This is a genomic window from Pseudomonas sp. B10 (genome assembly GCF_900156235.1).
GTDB lineage: Bacteria > Pseudomonadota > Gammaproteobacteria > Pseudomonadales > Pseudomonadaceae > Aquipseudomonas > Aquipseudomonas siliginis.
The window spans coordinates 3,523,519-3,549,849 of sequence record NZ_LT707063.1 but is presented as its reverse complement, the minus strand read 5'-3'; the positions used below and the strand labels follow the sequence as shown (position 1 = coordinate 3,549,849).

Annotated in this window: 25 protein-coding genes; 20 read left to right on the top strand and 5 right to left on the bottom strand. The window is 57.7% G+C overall.

Features of this window, described 5'->3' with window-relative positions:
• Entirely contained in the window at positions 1–540 is a 540-nt protein-coding gene (gene gmhB / locus BXA01_RS16155; protein WP_172834008.1) for a D-glycero-beta-D-manno-heptose 1,7-bisphosphate 7-phosphatase, read from the top strand.
• Between the two features lie 84 nt (positions 541–624).
• Positions 625–1,404: a lysophospholipid acyltransferase family protein gene (locus BXA01_RS16150; protein WP_041476517.1), complete on the top strand. Its 780-nt coding sequence runs from the start codon at positions 625–627 to the stop codon at positions 1,402–1,404.
• Between the two features lie 170 nt (positions 1,405–1,574).
• Here BXA01_RS16150 and BXA01_RS16145 read toward each other — a convergent pair whose 3' ends face one another.
• Positions 1,575–3,110, bottom strand: a complete 1,536-nt coding sequence (locus tag BXA01_RS16145) for a sensor histidine kinase (protein WP_076564736.1) — start codon at positions 3,108–3,110, stop codon at positions 1,575–1,577.
• A 164-nt stretch (positions 3,111–3,274) separates the two neighbouring features.
• On the opposite strand from BXA01_RS16145, the gene BXA01_RS16140 reads away from it, so the two are divergent.
• Complete coding sequence (locus BXA01_RS16140) at positions 3,275–3,994, top strand: response regulator transcription factor (RefSeq protein WP_076564734.1); 720 nt, start codon at positions 3,275–3,277, stop codon at positions 3,992–3,994.
• 56 nt (positions 3,995–4,050) lie between these two features.
• On the opposite strand, the gene gyrB is transcribed toward BXA01_RS16140, so the two are convergent.
• Genes gyrB through dnaA form a run of 4 tightly spaced genes read right to left on the bottom strand, consistent with a single transcriptional unit; the run spans position 4,051 to position 10,258 of the window.
• Complete coding sequence (gene gyrB, locus BXA01_RS16135; protein ID WP_024014948.1) at positions 4,051–6,468, bottom strand: DNA topoisomerase (ATP-hydrolyzing) subunit B; 2,418 nt, start codon at positions 6,466–6,468, stop codon at positions 4,051–4,053.
• A gap of 5 nt (positions 6,469–6,473) precedes the next feature.
• On the bottom strand, positions 6,474–7,577 hold the full coding sequence (recF, locus tag BXA01_RS16130; RefSeq protein WP_016772389.1) for a DNA replication/repair protein RecF: 1,104 nt from the start codon (positions 7,575–7,577) through the stop codon (positions 6,474–6,476).
• A 14-nt stretch (positions 7,578–7,591) separates the two neighbouring features.
• Positions 7,592–8,695 (bottom strand): DNA polymerase III subunit beta, encoded by a 1,104-nt coding sequence (gene dnaN / locus BXA01_RS16125; protein WP_016772390.1) that lies wholly within the window; start codon positions 8,693–8,695, stop codon positions 7,592–7,594.
• Positions 8,696–8,734: 39 nt separating this feature from the next.
• A complete protein-coding gene (dnaA, locus tag BXA01_RS16120; RefSeq protein ID WP_076564731.1) occupies positions 8,735–10,258 on the bottom strand; it encodes a chromosomal replication initiator protein DnaA in 1,524 nt (507 codons plus the stop codon).
• A gap of 566 nt (positions 10,259–10,824) precedes the next feature.
• Between dnaA and rpmH the strand changes: the two genes are divergently transcribed.
• The 17 genes from rpmH to atpD all read left to right on the top strand — a co-directional run bounded on the left by rpmH (position 10,825) and on the right by atpD (position 26,330).
• Entirely contained in the window at positions 10,825–10,959 is a 135-nt protein-coding gene (rpmH, locus tag BXA01_RS16115) for a 50S ribosomal protein L34 (RefSeq protein ID WP_003213577.1), read from the top strand.
• A 16-nt stretch (positions 10,960–10,975) separates the two neighbouring features.
• Entirely contained in the window at positions 10,976–11,377 is a 402-nt protein-coding gene (rnpA, locus tag BXA01_RS16110) for a ribonuclease P protein component (RefSeq protein WP_024014946.1), read from the top strand.
• Complete coding sequence (yidD, locus tag BXA01_RS16105) at positions 11,370–11,615, top strand: membrane protein insertion efficiency factor YidD (RefSeq protein WP_027901580.1); 246 nt, start codon at positions 11,370–11,372, stop codon at positions 11,613–11,615. Before rnpA ends, yidD begins: the two co-directional genes overlap by 8 nt.
• Positions 11,616–11,617: 2 nt before the next feature.
• Positions 11,618–13,297 carry a membrane protein insertase YidC gene (yidC, locus tag BXA01_RS16100; protein WP_071173916.1) on the top strand — a complete coding sequence of 560 codons (1,680 nt, stop codon included), beginning with the start codon at positions 11,618–11,620 and terminating at the stop codon, positions 13,295–13,297.
• Positions 13,298–13,378: 81 nt separating this feature from the next.
• Positions 13,379–14,746: a tRNA uridine-5-carboxymethylaminomethyl(34) synthesis GTPase MnmE gene (gene mnmE / locus BXA01_RS16095; protein ID WP_076564729.1), complete on the top strand. Its 1,368-nt coding sequence runs from the start codon at positions 13,379–13,381 to the stop codon at positions 14,744–14,746.
• Between the two features lie 551 nt (positions 14,747–15,297).
• Positions 15,298–17,196: a tRNA uridine-5-carboxymethylaminomethyl(34) synthesis enzyme MnmG gene (mnmG, locus tag BXA01_RS16085; RefSeq protein ID WP_056791112.1), complete on the top strand. Its 1,899-nt coding sequence runs from the start codon at positions 15,298–15,300 to the stop codon at positions 17,194–17,196.
• The gene (gene rsmG, locus BXA01_RS16080; RefSeq protein ID WP_016772399.1) at positions 17,193–17,837 is read left to right on the top strand and encodes a 16S rRNA (guanine(527)-N(7))-methyltransferase RsmG; all 645 of its coding nucleotides are present in this window, start codon (positions 17,193–17,195) and stop codon (positions 17,835–17,837) included. Before mnmG ends, rsmG begins: the two co-directional genes overlap by 4 nt.
• A gap of 18 nt (positions 17,838–17,855) precedes the next feature.
• Positions 17,856–18,653, top strand: coding sequence for a ParA family protein (locus BXA01_RS16075; RefSeq protein WP_016772400.1), 798 nt, complete (start codon positions 17,856–17,858; stop codon positions 18,651–18,653).
• Between the two features lie 9 nt (positions 18,654–18,662).
• Positions 18,663–19,535: a ParB/RepB/Spo0J family partition protein gene (locus tag BXA01_RS16070; RefSeq protein ID WP_007960777.1), complete on the top strand. Its 873-nt coding sequence runs from the start codon at positions 18,663–18,665 to the stop codon at positions 19,533–19,535.
• 148 nt (positions 19,536–19,683) lie between these two features.
• On the top strand, positions 19,684–20,091 hold the full coding sequence (locus tag BXA01_RS16065) for a F0F1 ATP synthase subunit I (RefSeq protein WP_016772401.1): 408 nt from the start codon (positions 19,684–19,686) through the stop codon (positions 20,089–20,091).
• Positions 20,092–20,107: 16 nt separating this feature from the next.
• Positions 20,108–20,977 (top strand): F0F1 ATP synthase subunit A, encoded by an 870-nt coding sequence (gene atpB, locus BXA01_RS16060; RefSeq protein ID WP_016772402.1) that lies wholly within the window; start codon positions 20,108–20,110, stop codon positions 20,975–20,977.
• A 133-nt stretch (positions 20,978–21,110) separates the two neighbouring features.
• Entirely contained in the window at positions 21,111–21,368 is a 258-nt protein-coding gene (gene atpE, locus BXA01_RS16055; RefSeq protein ID WP_003097235.1) for a F0F1 ATP synthase subunit C, read from the top strand.
• A gap of 58 nt (positions 21,369–21,426) precedes the next feature.
• On the top strand, positions 21,427–21,897 hold the full coding sequence (locus tag BXA01_RS16050) for a F0F1 ATP synthase subunit B (protein WP_016772403.1): 471 nt from the start codon (positions 21,427–21,429) through the stop codon (positions 21,895–21,897).
• A 12-nt stretch (positions 21,898–21,909) separates the two neighbouring features.
• Positions 21,910–22,446 (top strand): F0F1 ATP synthase subunit delta, encoded by a 537-nt coding sequence (locus BXA01_RS16045; protein WP_016772404.1) that lies wholly within the window; start codon positions 21,910–21,912, stop codon positions 22,444–22,446.
• Between the two features lie 21 nt (positions 22,447–22,467).
• Positions 22,468–24,012 (top strand): F0F1 ATP synthase subunit alpha, encoded by a 1,545-nt coding sequence (atpA, locus tag BXA01_RS16040; protein WP_016772405.1) that lies wholly within the window; start codon positions 22,468–22,470, stop codon positions 24,010–24,012.
• 50 nt (positions 24,013–24,062) lie between these two features.
• A complete protein-coding gene (gene atpG / locus BXA01_RS16035) occupies positions 24,063–24,923 on the top strand; it encodes a F0F1 ATP synthase subunit gamma (protein ID WP_007911960.1) in 861 nt (286 codons plus the stop codon).
• Positions 24,924–24,950: 27 nt separating this feature from the next.
• On the top strand, positions 24,951–26,330 hold the full coding sequence (atpD, locus tag BXA01_RS16030) for a F0F1 ATP synthase subunit beta (RefSeq protein ID WP_016772406.1): 1,380 nt from the start codon (positions 24,951–24,953) through the stop codon (positions 26,328–26,330).
• Position 26,331: the final 1 nt, after the last annotated feature.

Genomic DNA, 26,331 nt, shown 5'->3' with positions numbered 1-26,331 from the left:
TTGCTGTTGAAACTGCTGATTCTCGATCGTGACGGCGTGATCAATTACGACTCCGATGCCTACATCAAGTCGGTGGAGGAGTGGATTCCGCTGCCCGGTTCGATCGAAGCGATTGCGCAGTTGAGCAAGGCCGGCTGGACGGTGGCGGTGGCCACCAACCAGTCGGGCATTGCTCGCGGCTACTACGACCTCGCCACCCTCGAGGCCATGCACGCGCGCCTGCGCGAGCTGGTCGCGGCGCAGGGCGGCGAAGTCGGTCTGATCGTGTATTGCCCGCACGGCCCGGACGAAGGTTGCGATTGCCGCAAACCGAAACCGGGAATGCTGAAAGCCATTGCCGAGCATTACACGGTGCCGTTGACCAACGTCTGGTTCGTCGGCGACAGCCTTGGTGACCTGGAGGCCGCCAAAGCCGTCGATTCACAGCCAGTTTTGGTGAAGACCGGGAAAGGCGAAAAGACTCAGGGCAAAACCCTGCCGGTTGGCACTCTGATTTTTGACGATCTGGCGGCGATTGCCGCAGAACTTATCCACAACTAGAGTACTTCTGAATTTCCTGGCCAGGGATTGCTCGGGAGTGCGCTTGAACAGTCGGGGCATTGCCCCGTAACGGTAACCGTCGCCATGTCGATACTGCGGGCCTTCAGAATCTTTGTTTTTTATCTGCTGCTGGGCACAACAGCGTTGCTGTGGTGCAGTCTGAGCTTTTTCATCGCGCCGTTTCTGTCCTTCAAGGCGCGCTATCGTTTCATCAATGTGTACTGGTGCCGTTGCGCCCTGTGGCTGACCAAGGTTTTCCTTGGCATCCGCTACGAAATCAAAGGTGCGGAAAACGTGCCTGACCGGCCCTGCGTGATTCAATCGAACCACCAGAGCACTTGGGAGACCTTCTTTCTCTCCGCTTATTTCTCGCCATTGAGCCAAGTGCTCAAGCGCGAATTGCTTTACGTGCCGTTCTTCGGCTGGGCCATGGCCATGCTGCGCCCGATCGCCATCGACCGCGACAACCCGAAGGCCGCGCTCAAACAAGTCGCGGCCAAAGGCGACGAGCTGCTCAAGGACAACGTCTGGGTGCTGATCTTCCCCGAAGGCACACGAGTCCCCTACGGCACTGTCGGAAAATTCTCCCGCAGTGGCAGCGCATTGGCGGTGAATGCGGCGCTTCCGGTGCTGCCGATTGCACACAATGCCGGCAAATTCTGGCCAAAAATCGGCTGGGGCAAACAGGCCGGAGTGATCACCGTGGTCATTGGCGAACCGATGTATGCCGAAGGCAGCGGGCCGCGCGCCATCGCTGATCTGAATGACCGTGTGCAGGCGTGGAACGAGAAGACCCAGCGTGAAATGGGTTCGCTGCCACCGGCGCCACAGGCACCGGCCGCGAGTGACCAGCTGGCTGTCTGAATTTTGTGGATAACCTGTGTACGCTTTCGCTTAAAAAGCCCACAATTATTATCTAACTTATTGATTTTGATAGATATTTATAAATTTATGAATTGAACAAAATCCGTGCATAAGTTTTATTCGGATGTAAAAAAACCGGCCGTTATAGCCGGTTTTTTTATGCCCCTTTTTCATTCAGCAAGCAGCGGCAACTCGATAAGGAAAGTGGTTCCCGCATCGACCACGCTACGACACTCAATCGTACCGCCATGATGATCAATCACGGCTTTGACCATCGACAAACCCAAGCCCACGCCGTCGATGCCCTGGGCCGAAGAGAAACGCCGATACTGGCTGAACAGGTCAGGCAATTCATCGGCGGCAATGCCCTTGCCCTGATCGGTCAATTCGCAGCGCAGCCACTGCCCATCACAGCTGACCGTCAGTTGCACCGTGCTGTCTGCCGGGCTGTACTTGATCGCGTTTTCCAGCAGGTTGAACAGGGCGCGCGTCAGCAATCCCTGATCGGCCAGAATCAGCCGCTCCTGGCATTGCTCATCGACCTCGTTGAGCAGCTCGATGCGTTTCTGCTGGGCGATCGGCAACGCCTGATCGAGCACATCCAGTACCAGCATGGCGAACAATGTCGGGCGGAACTGGTAGGTTTCGGATTCAGCGCGCGCCAACAAGACAAAACCATCGGTCAGATCCAGCGCGCGGCGCACCTGACGCTCAATCTGCTCGAACAGCGGCGCATCAGCACCCGCCTGATGACGATGCACATCCAGCAGGGCGAGGATCGCCGAATGGGGGGCGCGCAGGTCGTGGGAAAGAAAACGCAGCAGGACGCCGCGCTGCTCCTCGGCCGCACGCTCGGCACTCAAGTCCGTCAGGCTGAGCAGCCAACCGATCGGCGTATCGCCGTCGACCGGCAGCAGCGCCGCTCTTTCCAGGCGCAGACTGCGTTCCTTGTGATCGCGAAATTCCAGCAGCGGCAGCGTGGCCAGCGGCGGTCGCGGCGTTGTGGATAATTCCGGATAGCCGAGCCGTGCCAGTTGCTCGAGTACGTCATCGCCCACCAGCGGATCCTCGAACAACTCGCGCGCCTTGCGATTGCCCAGCAGGATCTTGCCCAGCGGATCACTGATCAGCGTCGCCACCGGCAGGTATTCCAGGCCATCGGCAATGAACCGCCGGGTGTCGCGGGTGCGGCTCATGGCTTGTTCGAGCGCCATGATCTGGCCCTGCAAACGGTCGGCACCGGTGAAGCGGGTCCGCCGACGTTCAGGGAAGACTTTCGGTTCGCTGTCCAGACGTGCCAGCTCCCAGCCGAAATACGTCAGCACAACACTCAGGCGTCGCCAGTTCCAGATCAGGTAACCGAACAACATCCCCAGGGCTGCTAGCGTTGGCGACCACCAATAGCGGACTTCGGCCAGCAGGGCGCTGGCGATCAGCGCACAGGCCATACCGACCAAGGTTACCCACAGCGCCCAACGCGGCCGCCACAGCAACAATCCCAGCACACCTGCGACCATCGCCACGGACAACAGCGCGCCGGGCGCTGGCGACGGATTGTGCAGATTGATCTGGGCGCGATAAGACAACAAGGCAGTCAGCGGCAACAGCACTAGACTTATCCACAACCACTCGCGCACCAGCCGCCGGAACAGACGCTGGACCTGGCTCGGCTCACGACTTTCACGTCGGCGTTGAGTGTTATGCATGAGGCACAGGGCAGGGCAGTGGGAATGGTTTCATAGGTCTCAGGTCTGAGGCGTAGACCCGAAGAATCATAGCGGACGTCGACCAACGACGGGCTGCTTCTTTCATCGCGGCCGGGGAGTCGCTATTGTCGACATCCCAGCCCCAGCGACAAGGAACACCGCCGATGCGCGTTGCCATTCTGGACGACGAACCCGCCGAACTGCGCCGGGTCGAGCAAACCCTGGAGCAAATGGCCGAAGCGGGCGAACAGCCGTGGTCAATGCACAGCTTCGAGCGCGGCGAAGACTTGTTGCGCCAGCTGCGCCGGGAAACCTTCGACCTGTTGATTCTCGATTGGCAACTTCCTGATCTCACGGGTCTGGCACTGCTGCGCTGGACCCGCGAACACATGGACGCGCCACCCGCTGCAATCATGCTCACCAGCCGCGATGGCGAGAGCGATATCGTTCAAGCCTTGAATGCCGGGGCCGACGATTATGTCAGTAAGCCGTTTCGCCCCAATGAGTTGAAGGCGAGGGTGGCTGCGGTATTGCGTCGGCATAGCCAACCGCGCAGCGCGGCGGGCGAAATACAGACGTTTCACGATCTGACTTTCGACGACGCCGAACTGACCGTCACCCGTGAAGGCAAACCGATCCTCATGACCGAACGCGAATACCGCTTGGCGCGCTGCCTGTTCAGCAACTTGGGGCGGCCATTGTCGCGGGATTACCTGTACGAGCGCTTCTGGCCGAACGAGGAGACAACTTCCTCGCGGCCGTTGGATACGCATATCTACCGATTGCGCAACAAGCTCGGGCTGACAGCGGATCGGGGTTGGCAGTTGCTGACAATTTATGGGTATGGGTATCGGTTGGAGAGTGTCGGCACTGGGAATGAGTGAGGCAAAAAAAACCCCGGCATTGGCCGGGGTTTTTCATGAGCGGGTAGCAAACAGGATCAGAAGTCCAGGTTGGAAACCGCCAGTGCGTTGCTCTCGATGAAATCTCGGCGAGGTTCGACCGCATCACCCATCAGGGTGTTGAAGATCTGGTCTGCACCGATGGCGTCTTCGATGGTGACTTTCAGCATGCGGCGCACGCTTGGGTCCATGGTGGTTTCCCACAGCTGATCAGGGTTCATTTCGCCCAGACCTTTGTAGCGCTGGATGGTGTGGCGCTTGGTGCTTTCGGCCATGAGCCAGTCGAGGGCTTCCTTGAACTCGGTAACGGCTTTCTTGCGCTCGCCACGCTGGATGTACGCGCCTTCGTCGAGCAGGGTGCTCAGCTGCGCGCCCAGGGTGACCACGGTTTTGTAGTCGTTGCTGCCGAAGAAGTCACGGTTGAAGGTGACGTAATTCGACAGGCCGTGGGAGATCAGTTCGACCTCTGGCAGCCAGACGCCACGTTCACGGTCTTCGCGCAGGCTGGCCTTGTAGACCAGGCCGGACTTCTCGTTGGTGCGCAGGCGGACTTCGTACTGGGCCAGCCACTCTTGCATTGCTGCGTGGTCGCCAAGGGTTTCGAGGCTGACGGCAGGCAGGTAGATGAAGTGCTCGGTCAGCTCCTGTGGGTACAGGCGCGACAGACGCTTGAGGGTCTTCATGACCATGCGGAAGTCGTTGACCAGACGTTCCAGCGCTTCACCGGAAATGCCCGGGGCTTCTTCGTTCAGGTGCAGGCTTGCATCTTCCAGGGCCGACTGCGTCATGTACTCTTCCATGGCGTCGTCGTCTTTGATGTATTGCTCTTGCTTGCCTTTTTTGACTTTGTACAGCGGCGGCTGGGCGATGTAGATGTAGCCGCGCTCGATCAGCTCCGGCAACTGACGGAAGAAGAAGGTCAGCAGCAGGGTGCGGATGTGCGAACCGTCGACGTCAGCATCGGTCATGATGATGATGTTGTGATAGCGCAACTTGTCGATGTTGTACTCTTCGCGACCGATGCCGCAGCCCAGCGCGGTGATCAGCGTGCCCACTTCCTGGGACGAGATCATCTTGTCGAAACGGGCTTTCTCGACGTTGAGGATCTTGCCCTTCAACGGCAGGATCGCCTGAGTCTTGCGGTTACGTCCCTGCTTGGCAGAACCGCCCGCGGAGTCACCCTCCACCAGGTACAGTTCGGACAGCGCCGGGTCTTTTTCCTGGCAGTCAGCGAGTTTGCCCGGCAGGCCGGCGATGTCCAGCGCGCCTTTGCGGCGGGTCATCTCACGGGCCTTGCGCGCAGCTTCACGGGCACGGGCGGCGTCGATCATCTTGCCGACCACCAGCTTGGCTTCGTTCGGGTTTTCCAGGAGGAAGTCGGAGAAGTATTTGCCCATCTCCTGTTCCACCGCAGTCTTCACTTCGGAAGACACCAGCTTGTCTTTGGTCTGCGAGCTGAACTTCGGATCAGGCACCTTCACCGAGATGATTGCGGTCAGGCCTTCACGGGCATCGTCACCGGTGGTGGCGACTTTGTGCTTCTTCGCCAGACCTTCCTGCTCGATGTAGTTGTTCAGGTTACGCGTCAGCGCCGAGCGGAAGCCCACCAGGTGGGTGCCGCCGTCGCGCTGCGGAATGTTGTTGGTGAAGCACAACAGGTTCTCGTTGAAGCTGTCGTTCCACTGCAGGGCGATTTCCACGCCGATGCCATCTTCACGCTGGATGTTGAAGTGGAACACCTGATTGACCGCAGTCTTGTTGGTGTTCAGGTATTCAACGAACGCACGCAGGCCGCCTTCGTACTTGAACAGCTCTTCCTTGCCGCTGCGCTCGTCCTTGAGGACGATACCGACACCGGAGTTGAGGAAGGACAGTTCACGAATGCGCTTGGCGAGGATGTCCCAGCTGAAGTGAATGTTCTTGAAGGTTTCGCTGGAAGCCTTGAAGTGGATCTGGGTGCCTGTGGTTTCGCTGTCGCCAACGATGGCCATCGGTGCCTGAGGCACACCGTGGACGTAGGTCTGTTCCCAGATCTTGCCACTGCGGCGAACAGTCAGGACCAGTTCTTCGGACAGTGCGTTCACTACCGACACACCCACACCGTGCAGACCGCCGGAAACCTTGTAGGAGTTGTCGTCGAACTTACCGCCAGCGTGGAGGACGGTCATGATGACCTCTGCGGCGGAAACGCCTTCCTCTTTATGCACGTCTACCGGGATGCCACGACCGTTGTCTTTAACGGTGATGGATTCGTCCGGGTGGATGATGATGCTGATGTCGTCGCAATGGCCGGCGAGGGCTTCGTCGATCGAGTTGTCGACCACCTCGAACACCATGTGGTGCAGACCGCTGCCATCGTCGGTGTCACCAATGTACATACCGGGACGTTTGCGTACGGCATCCAGGCCTTTCAGCACTTTAATGCTCGTTGAGTCGTACGTATTTTCTTCGCTCAATGCCTTCACTCCCGATGGTCGTGGGTCTGGGTGATACGGCCCTGTTCCACGTGGAACAAAGCGACTGGCGTTTCCGTCTGCCAGCCTTCCCTCAGTAATTCGTGATCTACACAGGTGATGAACACCTGGCAGCGTAAGTCTTCCAGCAAGCGGCACAGCGCGCGGCGGTGGCTCTCGTCCAGCTCGGACGGCAAGTCATCCACCAGATAAATACACTGTCCGCGACGGGCCTGGCTGACCAGGTGCCCTTGGGCAATCCGTAGTGCACACACCACTAACTTCTGCTGACCCCGGGACAAAATGTCCGCGGCATTGTGTGCGCCCAATCTGAGACGCAAATCAGCTCGTTGCGGTCCGGCCTGGGTGTGCCCCATCTGCTGGTCCCGTTGCACGGAACCGGCGAGTACGGCGCTCAATTCGCGGTCCTTGTCCCAGCCTCGGTAATAGCTGAGCGTCAAACCCTCGAGCTCAACAAGTTCGCTCAAGGTCTGTTCGAAGACCGGTTTCAAGGCTGTGATGTAAGCGCGGCGGTATTCATCAATTTCAGCGCTGGCCTGGCACAGTTCCCTGTCCCAAACCGCTTGCGAAACGGCGTCAAGTGTACCATGCCGCAGCCAGGAGTTTCTCTGGCGCAGCGCCTTCTGCAAACGCTGCCAGGTGGCCATGAAACGCGGTTCAACGTGGAACACACCCCAGTCGAGAAACTGCCGGCGAATCTTCGGCGCGCCTTCCAGCAGACGGAAGCTGTCCGGGTTGATCAACTGCAACGGCAGGATCTCCGCCAACTGCGCAGCGCTACGGGCGTTCTGGCCATCGATGCGAATCTGGAACTCGCCCTGACGGTCGCGGGAAATCCCCAGCGCACTGTGTCCGCCTTCAGCCAGTTCTACCTGACCAAAAACGGTACAGGCGAGCTGTTCGTACTGAATCACAGGCAACAGCCGCGTGCTGCGAAACGAACGGGCAAGCCCCAGCAGATGAATGGCTTCCAGAACACTGGTTTTGCCGCTGCCGTTGGCGCCGTAAAGAATGTTGATGCGGGGGGATGGGGAGAAGGTCACCGGGTGCAGATTGCGCACCGCGGTGACCGAAACACGACTTAACGACATTCAGGATCAGCTGATTACAGACGCATCGGCATGACAACGTAAGCCGAATCGTCATTGTCGGACTCTTGCACCAGCGCACTGCTGTTGGAGTCGGACAGGATCAGGCGAACCTGCTCGGTGGTCATCACGCCCAGCACGTCGAGCAGGTAGCTGACGTTGAAGCCGATCTCCAGCGAGCCGCCGTTGTATTCAACGCCCACTTCTTCTTCCGCTTCTTCCTGCTCCGGATTGTTGGCCTGGATCTTCAACTGACCGCTGGCCAGTTGCAGACGGATACCGCGGTATTTCTCGTTGGACAGAATCGCGGTACGGCTGAACGCTTCACGCAACGCCTGACGATCGCCGAGTACCAGCTTGTCACCACCTTTCGGCAGGACGCGCTCGTAATCCGGGAATTTACCGTCGACCAGTTTCGAGGTGAAAGTGAACTCGCCCGTGGTGGCGCGGATGTGGTGCTGGCCGAGGACGATGCTGACATTGCCATCCGGCTCGGTGAGCAGACGCGCCAGCTCAAGGATACCTTTGCGCGGCACGATCACCTGATGGCGATCCGGCTGGCCGATATCGGCCTGCATCGAGCACATCGCCAGACGGTGTCCGTCGGTGGCCACGGCGCGGATCACACCAGCGGAAACTTCCAGCAGCATGCCGTTGAGGTAGTAACGCACGTCCTGCTGGGCCATGGCGAAGCTGGTGCGTTCGATCAGACGACGCAGTTTGCTTTGCTCCAGGCTGCAGGTCAGCGAGCCCGGGCCTTCTTCGACGGTCGGGAAATCGTTGGCCGGCAGGGTCGACAGGGTGAAGCGGCTACGACCGGCCTTTACCACCAGTTTCTGCTCGTCGACCTTGATGTCGATCAGCGCGTCGTTGGGCAGGCTCTTGCAGATATCCATCAGCTTGCGCGCGGGCACGGTGATGGAGCCCGTTTCGGCCGGCTCTTCGAGTTGCACACGACCGACCAGCTCGACTTCCAGGTCGGTACCGGTCAGCGACAGTTGCTGGCCTTCGACGACCAACAACACGTTGGACAGTACCGGCAAGGTCTGTCGGCGCTCGACGACGCCTGCGACCAGTTGCAGGGGTTTCAACAGGGCTTCGCGTTGAATGGTGAAATGCATGGTCTAGTCCCTTGCCTTAATAAGCTGCGCTGGTGTTCATCAAGTGGTCAGTGTACGCAGCAGGTTCTTGTAGTCCTCGCGGATGTCCGCGTCGGATTCCTTAAGTTCGTTGATCTTGCGGCAGGCGTGCAGCACGGTGGTGTGGTCGCGGCCGCCAAACACATCGCCGATTTCCGGCAGGCTGTGGTTGGTCAGTTCCTTGGACAACGCCATGGCCACCTGACGCGGACGAGCCACCGAGCGCGAACGGCGCTTGGACAGCAGGTCGGAAATCTTGATCTTGTAATACTCGGCGACGGTGCGCTGAATGTTATCCACAGAGACCAGTTTGTCCTGCAACGCCAGCAAGTCTTTCAGGGATTCGCGGATCAGCTCGATGGTGATGTCGCGGCCCATGAAGTGCGAGTGGGCGATTACGCGTTTCAGCGCACCTTCCAGCTCACGGACGTTGGAGCGAATGCGCTGGGCAATGAAGAACGCGGCATCGTGAGGCAACTCGACTTTGGCCTGATCGGCCTTCTTCATCAGGATCGCCACGCGGGTTTCCAGTTCCGGCGGCTCGACGGCAACCGTCAGGCCCCAACCGAAGCGGGATTTTAGGCGTTCTTCAAGGCCTTCGATTTCTTTCGGGTAGCGGTCACTGGTGAGAATGACCTGCTGACCACCTTCAAGCAACGCGTTGAAGGTGTGGAAAAACTCTTCCTGGGAACGCTCCTTTCGAGCGAAGAACTGAATATCGTCGATCAGCAAGGCGTCCACCGACCGGTAGAAACGCTTGAATTCGTTGATGGCGTTCAGTTGCAACGCCTTGACCATGTCGGCCACAAAGCGCTCGGAATGCAGGTACACGACCTTGGCATTCGGATTCTTCTTTAATAGATGGTTGCCCACCGCGTGCATCAAGTGGGTTTTACCCAAGCCGACGCCACCATAAAGGAACAGCGGGTTGTAACCGTGCTTGGGATTGTCCGCCACCTGCCAGGCCGCCGCACGGGCGAGCTGGTTGGATTTACCTTCAACGAAGTTTTCGAAGGTGAACGTGCGATTCAGGTAACTGGTGTGCTTGAGCGCACCTTCTACCTGCACGGTGCGCTGCTCCGCGCGAACCGGGGCCTGCTGCGAAGCGGCGCCGGCCATCGGGTCGAAGCTGTCGCGGGAAGGTTCTTCGCTGACTTCAGCGGCCTTCTGTGTGGAACGTTTGGCCGGAGCAGGCGCGGGCGCCGGTGCCGGGTTGCTCGCTGGCACATTATTGGCCTGCGCCTGAGCAACCTGCGCGGCCGCCAGTGGCGCATTGGGTGCAGCGCGAGGTGCCGAGCTGCGTTTGCTGCCTATTAACAAGGACAGCGCCGGCGTCGAGCCATTACCGTGCTCATCCAGCAGTTCAAGAACGCGGCCCAGGTACTTTTCGTTGACCCAGTCCAACACGAAACGATTCGGTGCGTAGACGCGCAACTCGTCGCCTTCGGCTTCGACCTGTAGTGGACGGATCCAGGTGTTGAATTGTTGGGCAGGCAGCTCTTCGCGCAAAAGCTCCACGCACTGCTGCCAAAGTTCCACTGACACGGATATCCCCTAAGTTGAAAGCCGGTGAGGCAAAAACAAGCGGCCATTGTAGCGGCGAGCGATTCACTTATCCACATGCAGGTAGGTTCGTCACCATCATTTATCAACGCGTTAACGCATTAAAAGGCGACCAACGGCATGTGAATAAGCCCTGTGGATAAACGCCTCTGAGGGCACTGGACAACTGGGGGCTAAACCCGGTGGATAACCAGCCTGTGGATAACAGGCCATTTCACGCACAGCTTATCCGATAGCGCAGCACAGGCTGAACACTGTTTTCCACTGTAGTTGTCATTCTCTGTACACCACACAAAATAAGGCCTGACAGCAGTTATCCACAGAAGATGGCGTGTCTAGCTTTTACAAGCTTTACAGAAAAGCTTTAAATAATTCCCTTCTTTATTTCTATATCTGGCTGACAGGCTTTGGAGCTTAAACCCTGCCCGGATCTATTTATAAGGAAACGCTGGTTGGAAATTGACCTGAAGGCTTGCTTTCTCTAGAATCCCCGGTCTCTTAAAACGGGGGCCATTCCGGCCCGTTGTGGACGAACCAGGTAACACGACATGAAACGTACTTTCCAACCAAGCACTATCAAACGCGCTCGTACCCACGGTTTCCGTGCTCGCATGGCTACCAAGAACGGCCGCGCAGTCCTGTCGCGTCGTCGCGCCAAAGGTCGTGCGCGTCTGGCAGTTTGATAATCCGGTACTGGAGGTGAGTCAGGACTTCAGTCGGGAAAAGCGTCTGCTTACCCCCCGGCATTTCAAGGCAGTCTTTGACTCCCCTACCGGCAAGGTTCCGGGGAAAAATCTCCTGCTCCTTGCACGCAACAACGATCTTGATCACCCCCGTCTCGGGCTGGTTATCGGGAAAAAGAGCGTAAAGCTCTCCGTTGAGCGCAATCGCCTCAAACGTCTGATGCGCGAATCGTTCCGTCTGCACCAGGATTCACTGGTCGGCTGGGACATCGTTATCGTCGCGCGCAAAGGTTTGGGTGATGTAGAAAACCCCGAATTGATTCAGCATTTCGGCAAACTCTGGAAGCGTCTGGCACGCAACAAGCCCGTTCCGGCAGTCAAAACCGAAACTGTAGGGGTAGACAGTACCGATGCGTAAACTGGCCCTCGTTCCGATCCAGTTTTATCGCTATGCCATTAGTCCTTTAATGGCCAGCCACTGTCGCTTCTACCCCAGTTGTTCCTGCTACGCGTATGAAGCCATTGAAAATCATGGCCTTCTGCGCGGTGGCTGGCTGACCTTTCGTCGTTTAGGTCGCTGTCATCCGTGGAATCCCGGTGGTTATGACCCGGTTCCACCTGTCCCTACCTCCCGTTCTTCTTCGATGGCCGAGTAATCATGGATATCAAACGCACGATCCTGATCGTCGCCCTGGCAATCGTGTCCTACGTCATGGTTCTTAAATGGAACCAGGATTATGGCCAGGCTGCCCTGCCGACTCAGAATGTTGCTTCCAGTACGACTACATCCGGTTTGCCGGACACCGCCACTGGCACAAATGCTGCCAGTGACGATATTCCGCGCGCCGCCAGCGATACCAGCGCACCTGCCGAAACGCCGGTCGCCGCCAGCAAGGATCTGATTCAGGTCAAGACCGATGTGCTCGATCTGGCGATCGATCCACAGGGTGGCGACGTTGCGCAACTGACTCTGCCTTTGTATCCACGTCGTCAGGATCGTCCTGACGTTCCGTTCCAGCTGTTCGATAACGGCGGCGAACGTGTATATCTGGCGCAAAGCGGTCTAATCGGTACCAACGGCCCGGATGCAAACCCGGCCGGTCGTCCGGTTTATTCCTCGGAGAAGAAGGTTTACCAACTGGCTGACGGTCAGGATCAACTCGTCGTTGACCTGAAATTCAGCAAGGACGGCGTCAACTACATCAAGCGTTTCACCCTGAAACGTGGCCTGTACGACGTTGCTGTCTCCTACATTGTGGATAACCAGAGCGCTCAGCCCTGGAACGGCGCAATGTTTGCCCAGTTGAAGCGCGATGCCAGCGCTGATCCTTCGTCGACCACTGCTACTGGCACCGCGACTTACCTGGGCGCTGCCCTGTGGACAAGTTCCGAGCCGTACAAGAAAGTGTCGATGAAGGACATGGACAAGGCGCAGCTCAAGGAAACCGTCACCGGTGGTTGGGTAGCCTGGCTGCAGCACTACTTCGTGACCGCGTGGATTCCGGCCAAGGGCGAAAACAATATCGTCCAGACCCGTAAAGACAGCAAAGGCAACTACATCATCGGTTACACCGGTCCTACTCTGACCGCTGCTCCAGGTGCAAAAGTTGAAACCAGCGCTGTGCTGTACGCCGGTCCGAAAAGCCAGGCTGTGCTGAAAGAGTTGTCCCCAGGTCTGGAACTGACCGTCGACTACGGCATTCTGTGGTTCATTGCCCAGCCGATCTTCTGGCTGCTGCAACACATCCACGCCATTGTCGGTAACTGGGGCTGGTCGATCATCTTCCTGACCATGCTGATCAAAGGGATTTTCTTCCCGCTGTCGGCCGCCAGCTACAAATCGATGGCGCGCATGCGTGCCGTGGCTCCGAAACTGGCTGCGCTGAAAGAGCAACATGGCGATGACCGGCAGAAAATGTCGCAAGCCATGATGGAGCTGTACAAGAAAGAGAAGATCAATCCACTGGGCGGCTGCTTGCCGATCCTCGTGCAGATGCCGGTCTTCCTGTCGCTGTACTGGGTTCTGCTGGAAAGCGTGGAAATGCGTCAGGCGCCGTTCATGCTGTGGATCACTGACCTGTCGATCAAGGATCCGTTCTTCATTCTGCCGATCATCATGGGCGCAACCATGTTCATCCAGCAGCAGCTGAACCCGACGCCTCCGGATCCGATGCAGGCGAAGGTCATGAAAATGATGCCAATCATCTTCACCTTCTTCTTCCTGTGGTTCCCGGCGGGTCTGGTGCTGTACTGGGTTGTGAACAACTGCCTGTCGATTGCACAACAGTGGTACATCACGCGTAAGATCGAAGCGGCGACGAAAAAAGCCGAGGCGTAACTTGCACTGTGGATAACACCACTCAAAGCGCCCCCTAGTGGGGCGTTTTGCTATCTGCCACTTTTGTCTGGATGCCGCTTTATGAGCACACCCCGTGAAACCATCGCCGCTGTTGCCACCGCTCAAGGGCGCGGCGGTGTGGGCATCGTCCGTATTTCCGGGCCGTTGGCCAGCGTTGCGGCAAAAGCCATCAGCGGCCGAGAACTGAAACCACGTTACGCCCATTACGGACCGTTTTTCAGTGACGACCAGCAGGTGCTGGACGAAGGCCTGGCTTTGTATTTTCCGGGTCCGAACTCATTTACCGGCGAAGACGTCTTGGAATTGCAGGGCCATGGCGGCCCGATCGTTCTGGACATGTTGCTCAAGCGTTGTCTGGAACTGGGCTGCCGTCTGGCCCGTCCAGGTGAATTCAGCGAGCGCGCCTTCCTCAATGACAAACTCGATCTGGCCCAGGCCGAGGCAATCGCCGATTTGATCGAAGCCAGTTCTGCACAGGCTGCGCGCAATGCGCTGCGTTCATTGCAGGGTGCGTTTTCCCAGCGTGTGCATAACCTGACCGAGCAACTGATCGGTTTGCGTATCTACGTTGAAGCCGCCATCGACTTCCCGGAAGAGGAAATCGACTTTCTCGCCGACGGCCATGTATTGAGCATGCTCGACAAAGTACGCGATGAGTTATCCACAGTGCTGCGCGAAGCAGGGCAGGGCGCGTTATTGCGTGATGGCATGACCGTCGTCATCGCTGGGCGGCCGAATGCTGGTAAATCCAGCCTGTTGAATGCATTGGCCGGTCGCGAAGCCGCCATCGTCACCGAGATTGCCGGCACCACGCGGGATATCCTGCGCGAACATATCCACATCGACGGCATGCCCTTACATGTTGTCGATACGGCAGGCCTGCGGAACACGGATGATCATGTGGAAAAAATCGGCGTGGAACGGGCTTTGAAGGCCATCGGTGAAGCGGATCGGGTTTTGCTGGTGGTCGATTCGACAGCACCAGAGGCACTGGATCCTTTTGCCTTGTGGCCAGAATTCCTTGAGTCTCGACCGGATCCGGCGAAAGTCACCCTGATCCGTAACAAGTCCGATCTGACCGGTGAAGCGGTTTCTCTGGAAACCAGTGATGACGGCCACGTGACCATCAGTCTCAGCGCCAAGTCCGCCGAAGGCCTCGATCTGCTGCGGGACCACCTCAAGGCGTGCATGGGTTACGAGCAGACCTCGGAGAGCAGCTTCAGCGCACGTCGCCGGCATCTGGAGGCACTGCGCCACGCCAGCGCGGCATTGGAACATGGGCGCGCGCAACTGACCCTGGCGGGCGCTGGCGAGTTGCTCGCCGAGGATTTGCGCCAGGCTCAGCATTCCCTGGGTGAAATTACCGGGGCGTTCAGCTCTGATGATTTGCTCGGAAGGATTTTCTCCAGCTTCTGCATCGGCAAATAACCCTCCTGCTATTCACAGACAGGTCCGTTCGCGACCTGTCTGCTTCCCTCTTTTCTAAAATCCTCCAAGAGTGCCGGGCAGATTTTTTCTCCCTGAGCGGTTTTCGGCTGCCCGATAACTCTTCCTCCATCAAATTTCTGTGGATTAAGCCCTGTGAATAACTGCCACTGAGGGCAGTTGATAACAGGGCCTCAAAACTGGAGACAACCCACTCTGTGGATAACCACCCCATTCATCCACAGGCTTAAACCGGTTATCCAATGGCCTCATTACCACATGAGCACAGAGTTTTGAACCTCTATACACCTTGTAAAACAAGGCCTGTAGCGATCTATCCACAGAAATGTGGGTCAGTAAGAATAAACATAAAAACAAAGGTTTTATAAATTTCTCTCTTTTTTATTCTTTTAACCTCGAGTTCTCCACAGCTGGTTAAATTTTGTGCAAAGGGTTCTTTAGAAAGGGCGAAGTCCCTATACTTGCCGACCAGGTCCAGAAACCTGGTTTCAATATTTCCTGAATGACCTACTTAAGCAGGCACGAGGTGCGTGGTGGATTTCCCTTCCCGTTTTGAAGTGATCGTCATCGGCGGCGGTCATGCCGGTACCGAGGCAGCACTGGCGTCAGCACGCATGGGGGCAAAAACCCTGTTGCTGACGCATAACGTGGAAACCCTCGGCGCCATGAGTTGCAACCCGGCCATCGGTGGCATCGGCAAAAGCCATCTGGTCAAGGAAATCGATGCCCTCGGCGGCGCGATGGCCATGGCTACCGATAAGGGCGGCATCCAGTTTCGCGTGTTGAACAGCCGCAAAGGCCCGGCAGTACGGGCGACCCGTGCGCAAGCCGACCGAATTCTCTATAAGGCCGCTGTCCGCGAAATCCTGGAAAACCAGCCAAACCTGTGGATATTTCAACAGGCTGCTGACGACCTGATCGTCGAGCAGGAGCAAGTCCGTGGTGTCGTCACACAGATGGGTCTGCGTTTCTTCGCCGATTCCGTGGTGTTGACCACCGGTACATTCCTCGGTGGACTTATCCACATTGGTTTGCAGAATTTCTCTGGCGGTCGCGCCGGTGATCCACCGTCGATTGCTCTGGCCCACCGTCTGCGTGAGTTGCCACTGCGTGTCGGGCGCCTGAAAACCGGTACACCGCCGCGTATTGATGGCAAATCTGTGGATTTCTCGGTGATGACCGAGCAGCCGGGTGACACTCCGATCCCGGTGATGTCGTTCATGGGCAGCAAGGAGCAGCATCCGCGCCAGGTCAGTTGCTGGATTACCCATACCAATGCCCGTACCCACGAAATCATCGCGGCGAACCTTGATCGTTCGCCGATGTATTCCGCTGCCGGGGAGATCGAGGGCGTCGGCCCGCGTTATTGCCCGTCGATCGAAGACAAGATTCATCGCTTTGCCGACAAGGAAAGCCATCAGGTGTTCATCGAACCGGAAGGTCTGACCACCCATGAGCTGTATCCGAACGGGATATCCACAAGCCTGCCGTTCGACGTCCAATTGCAGATCGTGCAGTCGATCCGCGGTATGGAAAACGCGCACATCGTGCGTCCGGGTTATGCGATCGAGTACGACTACTTCGATCCCCGCGATCTGAAGTACAGCCTGGAAACCAAAGTCATCGGCGGTCTGTTCTTCGCTGGGCAGATCAATGGCACCACCGGTTACGAAGAAGCTGGCGCTCAAGGTCTGCTCGCCGGCGCCAACGCCGCGCTGCGGGCCAAGGGCAAAGAGGCCTGGTGTCCGCGCCGCGATGAAGCGTACATCGGCGTCCTGGTCGACGACCTGATCACCCTCGGTACCCAAGAGCCGTACCGCATGTTCACCTCTCGCGCCGAGTACCGCCTGATTCTGCGCGAAGACAACGCCGACCTGCGTCTGACCGAAAAAGGGCGCGAGCTCGGTCTGGTCGATGACGCGCGCTGGGCGGCCTTCTGCAAGAAACGCGAAAGCATCGAGCTTGAAGAACAGCGCCTGAAAAGCACTTGGGTTCGGCCGAACACCCCGCAGGGCGATGCGATTGCCGAGAAATTCGGCACGCCGCTGACCCACGAATACAACCTGCTCAACCTGTTGAGCCGTCCGGAAATCGACTACGTCGGTCTGGTCGAAGTGACCGGGCAGGGCGCCGAAGATCCACAGGTCGCCGAGCAGGTTGAGATCAAGACCAAGTACGCCGGTTACATCGACCGCCAACAGGACGAAATCGCCCGTCTGCGCGCCAGCGAAGACACGAAATTGCCTGTGGATATCGATTACACCAACATCTCCGGTCTGTCCAAGGAGATCCAGAGCAAGCTCGGCGCCACACGTCCTGAAACGCTGGGCCAGGCTTCGCGGATCCCGGGCGTGACCCCGGCAGCGATTTCGCTGTTGATGATTCATTTGAAAAAACGCGGCGCGGGCCGTCAGTTGGAGCAAAGCGCTTGAGTGCCAAGGTCACTTCGCAACACGCCGAAGAGTTATCCACAGGAGCCCGCGAGCTCGGTGTCAATCTCACAGAAACTCAGCACGAATTGCTGCTGGGATATCTGGCCTTGTTGATCAAATGGAACCAGGCCTACAACTTGACCGCTGTGCGCGATCCAGACGAAATGGTTTCGCGGCACTTGCTCGATAGTCTCAGCGTGATGTCGTTTATCGAAAACGGTCGCTGGCTCGATGTCGGCAGTGGCGGTGGCATGCCTGGTATCCCGCTGGCGATACTGTACCCGGACTCGCAAGTGACCTGTCTGGACAGCAACGGCAAGAAGACCCGCTTCCTGACTCAGGTCAAACTCGAACTGAAGCTGGATAACCTCCAAGTTATCCACAGTCGCGTTGAAGCGTTCCAGCCTGCGCAGCCATTCAACGGGATCATTTCCCGGGCCTTCAGCAGCATGGAAAACTTCACCAACTGGACGCGTCACCTCGGCGATGCCGATACACGCTGGCTGGCAATGAAGGGCGTTCATCCGGCCGATGAGCTGGTAGCATTGCCGGCAGATTTCAAACTCGATAGCGAACACGCCCTGGCCGTCCCCGGTTGCCAAGGCCAACGCCATCTGCTGATACTGCGCCGCACGGCATGATTGGGAACACAAGCAAGAATGGCTAAGGTATTCGCGATAGCGAACCAGAAGGGTGGTGTGGGCAAAACCACCACCTGCATCAACCTCGCAGCATCCCTGGTCGCGACCAAGCGCCGGGTGCTGTTGATCGATCTCGATCCACAGGGCAACGCCACCATGGGTAGCGGTGTGGATAAACATGGTCTGGAAAACTCGGTCTACGATCTGCTGATCGGTGAATGCGACCTGGGTCAGGCCATGCACTTCTCCGAGCACGGCGGTTATCAATTGCTGCCGGCCAACCGCGATCTGACCGCGGCCGAAGTGGTGCTGCTGGAAATGCAGATGAAGGAAAGCCGTCTGCGCAGCGCGCTGGCGCCGATCCGTGACAACTACGATTACATTTTGATCGACTGCCCACCGTCGCTGTCGATGCTCACACTCAACGCACTGGTCGCCGCTGACGGGGTGATTATCCCCATGCAGTGCGAATACTTTGCGCTGGAAGGTTTGAGCGACCTTGTGGATAACATCAAGCGCATCGCCGAGCTGCTCAACCCGAACCTGAAAGTCGAAGGCCTGCTGCGCACCATGTACGACCCGCGCCTGAGCCTGATGAACGATGTCTCGGCGCAGCTCAAGGAACACTTCGGCGATCAGCTTTACGACACGGTGATCCCGCGCAACATTCGTCTGGCCGAAGCGCCAAGCTACGGCATGCCGGCGCTGGCTTACGACAAGCAATCGCGTGGTGCCCTGGCCTATCTGGCTCTGGCAGGCGAGATGGTTCGCCGTCAGCGCAAAAATTCACGCATTGCTGCTGCTCAGCCAACTTAAGGAATCCCCATGGCCGTCAAGAAACGAGGTCTCGGACGTGGACTGGATGCACTGCTGAGTGGTCCGACGGTCAGCGCGCTGGAAGAACAAGCCGCGCAGGCTGACACCCGCGAACTGCAACACCTGCCGCTGGACCTGCTGCAGCGTGGCAAATATCAGCCGCGCCGTGACATGGACCCGCAGGCCCTGGAAGAGCTGGCGCAGTCGATCAAGGCCCAAGGCGTGATGCAGCCGATCGTGGTGCGCCCGATTGGCGGCGGTCGCTTCGAGATCATTGCCGGTGAACGCCGCTGGCGCGCTAGTCAGCAGGCCGGGCAGGAAACCATCCCGGCGATGGTTCGCGATGTGCCGGATGAAACCGCCATTGCGATTGCGCTGATCGAGAACATCCAGCGCGAAGATCTCAATCCGATCGAAGAAGCCGTCGCCTTGCAGCGCTTGCAGCAGGAATTCCAGCTGACTCAGCAACAGGTTGCCGAGGCTGTGGGTAAGTCGCGGGTGACTGTGGCTAACCTGTTGCGACTTATTGCACTGCCTGAAGTGATCAAGACAATGCTGTCGCACGGTGACCTGGAAATGGGTCACGCGCGTGCCTTGCTCGGTCTGCCGGACAATCAGCAGGTCGAAGGGGCGCGACATGTTGTCGCACGAGGGCTGACTGTGCGCCAAACCGAGGCACTGGTTCGCCAGTGGTTGAGTGGCAAACCGGAGCCTGTGGAAGCTGCCAAACCCGATCCGGACATCGCTCGCCTCGAGCAGCGCCTGGCCGAGCGCCTAGGCTCTGCGGTGCAGATTCGCCATGGCAAGAAGGGCAAAGGGCAATTGGTGATTGGTTATAACTCGCTCGACGAGCTTCAAGGTGTGCTCGCACACATCCGCTGAAACATTTCCTCATGTAGCGCGCAGTCGGAAATCACTACCTGACAGTTGAATAGGGGCAGAACCGCCCCTATACTCTGCGCGCATTTTGTCGGCACAAATTATGCCAAGTTATTGAATTTCGGCAGCCGACCATTGGAGAGCAACTGTGATGGAAACCCGCACGCCAAACCGCTTGCCTTTCCATCGCCTGGCGGTTTTTCCGGTGTTGATGGCTCAATTTGTCATTCTGCTCATTGCCGCTTTGGCGCTCTGGCAATGGCATGGAGTCGTTGCCGGATACTCGGGACTTTGCGGAGGCCTGATAGCCTTGCTGCCCAATGTTTATTTCGCTCACAGGGCATTTCGGTTTTCCGGCGCCCGAGCAGCCCAGTCCATCGTCCGGTCTTTTTATGCCGGCGAGGCAGGCAAACTTATTTTGACGGCAGTGCTGTTTGCACTGGTGTTCGCAGGTGTGAAGCCACTGGCGCCGATCGCAGTATTCGGCGTGTTCGTGCTGACGCAGTCGGTCAGCTGGTTCGCTCCCCTGCTGATGAGAACAAGACTTTCGAGACCTTAGGGCGTTTGAGGCAACCATGGCAGAGACAACCGCTTCGGGCTATATCCAGCACCACTTGCAGAACCTGACTTTCGGTCAGCTACCCAACGGCGGCTGGGGCTTTGCCCACACCGCAGCAGAAGCCAAGGAAATGGGCTTCTGGGCTTTCCACGTCGATACCCTCGGCTGGTCGGTCGCGCTGGGTCTGATCTTCGTTCTTCTTTTCCGCATGGCGGCAAAGAAAGCGACTTCGGGTCAGCCGGGTGCCTTGCAGAACTTCGTTGAAGTATTGGTCGAATTCGTCGATGGCAGCGTGAAAGACAGCTTCCATGGCCGTAGCCCGGTGATTGCACCGCTGGCACTGACCATCTTCGTCTGGGTGTTCCTGATGAACGCCGTCGACCTGGTACCGGTCGACTGGATTCCTCAGCTGGCCATCCTGATCTCCGGCGATGCCCACATCCCGTTCCGCGCCGTGTCGACCACCGACCCGAACGCGACTTTGGGCATGGCGTTCTCGGTGTTCGCACTGATCATTTTCTACAGCATCAAGGTCAAGGGCATCGGCGGCTTCATCGGCGAACTGACCCTGCACCCGTTCGGCAGCAAGAACATCTTCGTTCAGGCCCTGCTGATCCCGGTGAACTTCCTGCTGGAATTCGTCACCCTGATCGCCAAGCCGATCTCTCTGGCTCTGCGTCTGTTCGGCAACATGTATGCCGGCGAGCTGGTGTTCATTCTGATCGCTGTGATGTTCGGCAGCGGCCTGCTCTGGCTCAGCGGCCTGGGCGTAGTTCTGCAGTGGGCGTGGGCTGTATTCCACATCCTGATCATCACCCTGCAGGCGTTCATCTTCATGATGCTGACCATCGTCTACCTGTCGATGGCGCACGAAGAAAACCATTAAGACCAGTCTCGACTAGTCTGATGTTCCTCCCGGTCAAACGGGAGGGAGCTCCTTGCGGGGCAGCTGAAACGATTTGTTTTACCGCTTTAATCTAAAAAACCTAAACCATACGACGTAAAAGTCGGGAGGAAAGATGGAAACTGTAGTTGGTCTAACCGCTATCGCTGTTGCACTGTTGATCGGCCTGGGCGCACTGGGTACCGCAATTGGTTTCGGCCTGCTGGGCGGCAAGTTCCTGGAAGGCGCAGCGCGTCAGCCAGAAATGGTTCCAATGCTGCAAGTGAAAATGTTCATCGTTGCCGGCCTGCTCGACGCCGTAACCATGATCGGTGTTGGTATCGCTCTGTTCTTCACCTTTGCGAACCCGTTCGTTGGTCAGATCGCTGGCTGATTACTCGGATCTTCCGGGTAATTTGGTGTGATGGACAACGTAACTGCGAGGTGTTGGCGTGAACATTAATGCGACCCTGATTGGCCAGTCCGTTGCGTTCCTGATTTTTGTACTGTTCTGCATGAAGTATGTATGGCCTCCGGTCATCGCTGCTCTGCACGAACGTCAAAAGAAGATCGCTGATGGTCTGGACGCTGCCAGCCGTGCAGCTCGCGACCTGGAGTTGGCCCAAGAGAAAGCGGGTCAGCAACTGCGCGAAGCGAAAGCTCAGGCAGCTGAAATCATCGAGCAAGCCAAGAAACGCGGTAACCAGATCGTCGAAGAGGCTGTTGAAAAAGCCCGTATCGACGCTGACCGTGTGAAGGTTCAGGCTCAAGCCGAGATCGAACAGGAACTGAACAGCGTCAAAGACAAGCTGCGTGCCCAAGTGGGCTTGCTGGCTGTTGGCGGCGCCGAGAAGATCCTGGGTGCCACAATCGATCAAAACGCGCACGCAGAGCTGGTTAACCAACTGGCTGCTGAAATCTAAGCGAGGGCGATCATGGCAGAACTGACCACGTTGGCCCGACCTTACGCTAAGGCGGCCTTCGAGCACGCTCAGGCCCACCAGCAACTGGCCAATTGGTCAGCCATGCTCGGCCTGGCAGCAGCGGTGTCGCAAGACGACACCCTGCAGCGCGTGCTCAAGGCCCCGCGACTGACGAGCGCAGAAAAGGCCGCCACGTTCATTGACGTGTGCGGCGACAAGTTTGATGAAAAGGCACGCAATTTCATCAACGTCGTTGCCGAGAACGACCGTCTCCTGCTTCTGCCGGAGATCGCCGCTCTGTTCGACCTGTACAAGGCCGAACAAGAGAAATCGGTAGACGTTGAAGTAACCAGTGCATTTGCATTGAACCAAGAACAGCAAGACAAACTCGCCAAGGTTCTCAGTGCACGACTCAACCGGGAAGTGCGCCTGCAAGTTGCGGAGGACGCTGCCTTGATTGGTGGTGTCGTGATCCGCGCCGGCGACCTGGTTATCGATGGCTCGATTCGCGGAAAAATCGCGAAACTTGCCGAAGCATTGAAATCTTGAGTTTGAAGGGGCAGCAGAGCAATGCAGCAACTCAATCCTTCCGAAATAAGTGAAATTATCAAGGGCCGCATCGACAAGCTCGATGTGACCTCCCAAGCCCGTAACGAAGGCACTGTCGTCAGCGTATCTGACGGCATCGTGCGGATTCACGGTCTGGCCGACGTCATGTACGGCGAGATGATCGAGTTTCCGGGCGGCGTCTACGGTATGGCCCTCAACCTGGAGCAGGACTCCGTAGGTGCCGTGGTATTGGGCTCCTACCAGTCGCTGGCTGAAGGCATGAGCGCCAAGTGCACCGGCCGCATCCTCGAAGTTCCTGTTGGTAAGGAATTGCTGGGCCGCGTAGTCGATGCTCTGGGTAACCCTGTTGACGGCAAAGGTCCACTGGGCAACACCGAGACCGACGCGGTCGAGAAAGTTGCTCCAGGCGTGATCTGGCGTAAGTCGGTAGACCAGCCTGTACAGACTGGCTACAAGGCTGTCGATGCCATGATCCCTGTCGGCCGTGGCCAGCGTGAGCTGATCATCGGTGACCGTCAGATCGGTAAAACCGCTCTGGCGATCGACGCGATCATCAACCAGAAAGACAGCGGCATTTTCTGCGTCTACGTAGCCATCGGTCAGAAGCAATCGACCATCGCCAACGTGGTTCGCAAGCTGGAAGAAAACGGCGCCCTGGCCAACACGATCATCGTGGCTGCCAGTGCTTCGGAATCTCCTGCGCTGCAATTCCTGGCACCGTACTCCGGTTGCACCATGGGTGAATTCTTCCGCGACCGCGGTGAAGACGCGCTGATCGTTTATGACGATCTGTCCAAGCAGGCAGTGGCTTACCGCCAGATCTCCCTGCTGCTGCGCCGTCCACCAGGCCGTGAAGCTTACCCAGGCGACGTGTTCTATCTCCACTCCCGTCTGCTGGAGCGCGCATCCCGCGTTTCGGAAGAATATGTAGAGAAGTTCACCAACGGCGCAGTGACCGGCAAAACCGGTTCCCTGACCGCACTGCCGATCATCGAAACCCAGGCTGGCGACGTTTCCGCGTTCGTTCCGACCAACGTGATTTCCATCACCGACGGTCAGATCTTCCTGGAATCGGCCATGTTCAACTCGGGCATCCGCCCTGCAGTGAACGCCGGTGTTTCGGTATCCCGTGTGGGTGGTGCCGCTCAGACCAAGATCATCAAGAAGCTCTCCGGTGGTATCCGTACCGCTCTGGCTCAGTACCGTGAACTGGCGGCATTCGCCCAGTTCGCTTCTGACCTGGACGAAGCGACCCGCAAGCAACTTGAGCATGGTCAGCGCGTTACCGAGCTGATGAAGCAGAAGCAATACGCACCAATGTCGATCGCTGACATGGCGCTGTCGCTGTATGCCGCTGAGCGTGGGTTCCTGACTGACATTGAAATCGCCAAGGTCGGCAGCTTCGAACAAGCGCTGATTGCTTTCTTCAACCGCGATCACGCCGATTTGATGGCCAAGATCAACGTTAAAGGTGACTTCAATGACGAAATCGACGCTGGCATGAAAGCCGGTATCGAGAAGTTCAAGGCCACCCAAACCTGGTAAGCCGCAGCGGGAGCCGCGAGGCTCCCGCTTGCTAACCTGATAGGTGTTACATGGCAGGCGCAAAAGAGATTCGCAGTAAGATTGCGAGCATCAAAAGCACGCAAAAGATTACCAGCGCCATGGAAAAAGTGGCGGTCAGCAAAATGCGCAAGGCACAAATGCGCATGGCTGCTAGCCGTCCTTATGCGGAGCGTATCCGCCAGGTAATTGGGCATCTGGCCAACGCCAACCCGGAATACCGCCACCCGTTCATGATCGACCGCGAAATCAAACGCGTCGGTTATGTCGTCGTGAGCAGTGACCGTGGTCTGTGCGGCGGCTTGAACACCAACCTGTTCAAGGCCCTGGTCAAGGACATGGCGGTAAACCGCGAAAACGGCGTCGAGATTGATCTGTGTGTAGTCGGTAGCAAGGGTGCGGCCTTTTTCCGCAACTTCGGCGGTAACGTCGTTGCAGCTATCAGCCACCTGGGTGAAGAGCCGTCGATCAATGACCTGATCGGCAGCGTCAAGGTGATGCTGGATGCCTACCTGGACGGCCGTATCGACCGCCTGTCCGTGGTGTCCAACAAGTTCATCAACACCATGACGCAACAGCCTACCGTGGAGCAGTTGATTCCACTGGTGGCAACCCCGGATCAGGATCTCAAGCACCACTGGGACTATCTCTACGAACCGGACGCCAAAGAGCTGCTTGACGGCTTGATGGTCCGTTACGTCGAGTCGCAGGTCTACCAGGCGGTGGTCGAGAACAACGCGGCTGAACAGGCTGCGCGGATGATCGCGATGAAGAACGCTACCGACAACGCCGGTGATTTGATCAGCGATTTGCAGCTGATCTACAACAAGGCGCGTCAGGCTGCGATCACCCAAGAGATCTCGGAAATCGTCGGCGGCGCTGCCGCGGTTTAACGGTTCAAATATTCAGAGGATCCAGCTATGAGTAGCGGACGTATCGTTCAAATCATCGGCGCCGTTATCGACGTGGAATTTCCACGCGACAGCGTACCGAGCATCTACAACGCGCTGACTGTACAAAGCGCGGCCGCAACCACCCTGGAAGTTCAGCAGCAGCTGGGCGACGGCGTGGTGCGTACCATTGCGATGGGTTCCACCGAGGGCTTGAAGCGCGGTCTGGAAGTCACCGACTCTGGCGCAGCCATCTCCGTACCGGTCGGTAAAGCGACCCTGGGCCGGATCATGGACGTCCTCGGTAACCCGATCGACGAAGCTGGCCCGATCGACACCGAAGAGCGCTGGGGCATTCACCGCGCAGCACCTTCGTTCGCCGAGCAAGCAGGCGGCAACGACCTGCTGGAAACCGGCATCAAGGTTATCGACCTGGTCTGCCCTTTCGCCAAGGGCGGTAAAGTCGGTCTGTTCGGTGGTGCCGGTGTAGGCAAAACCGTAAACATGATGGAACTGATCCGTAACATCGCCATCGAGCACAGCGGTTATTCCGTGTTCGCCGGTGTGGGTGAGCGTACTCGTGAGGGTAACGACTTCTACCACGAGATGAAGGACTCCAACGTTCTGGACAAAGTGGCACTGGTTTACGGTCAGATGAACGAGCCGCCGGGAAACCGTCTGCGCGTAGCACTGACTGGCCTGACCATGGCCGAGAAGTTCCGTGACGAAGGTAACGACGTTCTGCTGTTCGTCGACAACATCTATCGTTACACCCTGGCCGGTACTGAAGTATCCGCACTGCTGGGCCGTATGCCTTCGGCAGTAGGTTACCAGCCGACCCTGGCTGAAGAGATGGGCGTTCTGCAAGAACGTATCACTTCGACCAAGGAAGGTTCGATCACCTCGATCCAAGCGGTATACGTACCTGCGGACGACTTGACCGACCCGTCGCCAGCGACCACCTTCGCCCACTTGGACGCCACCGTCGTTCTGTCCCGTGACATCGCTTCCCTGGGTATCTACCCAGCGGTAGATCCACTGGATTCGACTTCGCGCCAGCTGGACCCGAACGTGATCGGTCAGGACCACTACGACACCGCTCGCGGCGTTCAGTATGTTCTGCAGCGTTACAAAGAGCTGAAAGACATCATCGCGATCCTGGGTATGGACGAGCTGTCGGAAGCCGACAAACAGTTGGTTAACCGTGCTCGTAAGATCCAGCGCTTCTTGTCGCAGCCGTTCTTCGTGGCTGAAGTCTTCACCGGTGCTTCGGGTAAATACGTTTCCCTGAAAGACACCATTGCTGGCTTCAAAGGCATCCTCAACGGTGACTACGACCACCTGCCAGAACAAGCGTTCTACATGGTTGGCGGCATCGAAGAAGCGATCGAGAAAGCCAAGAAACTGTAAT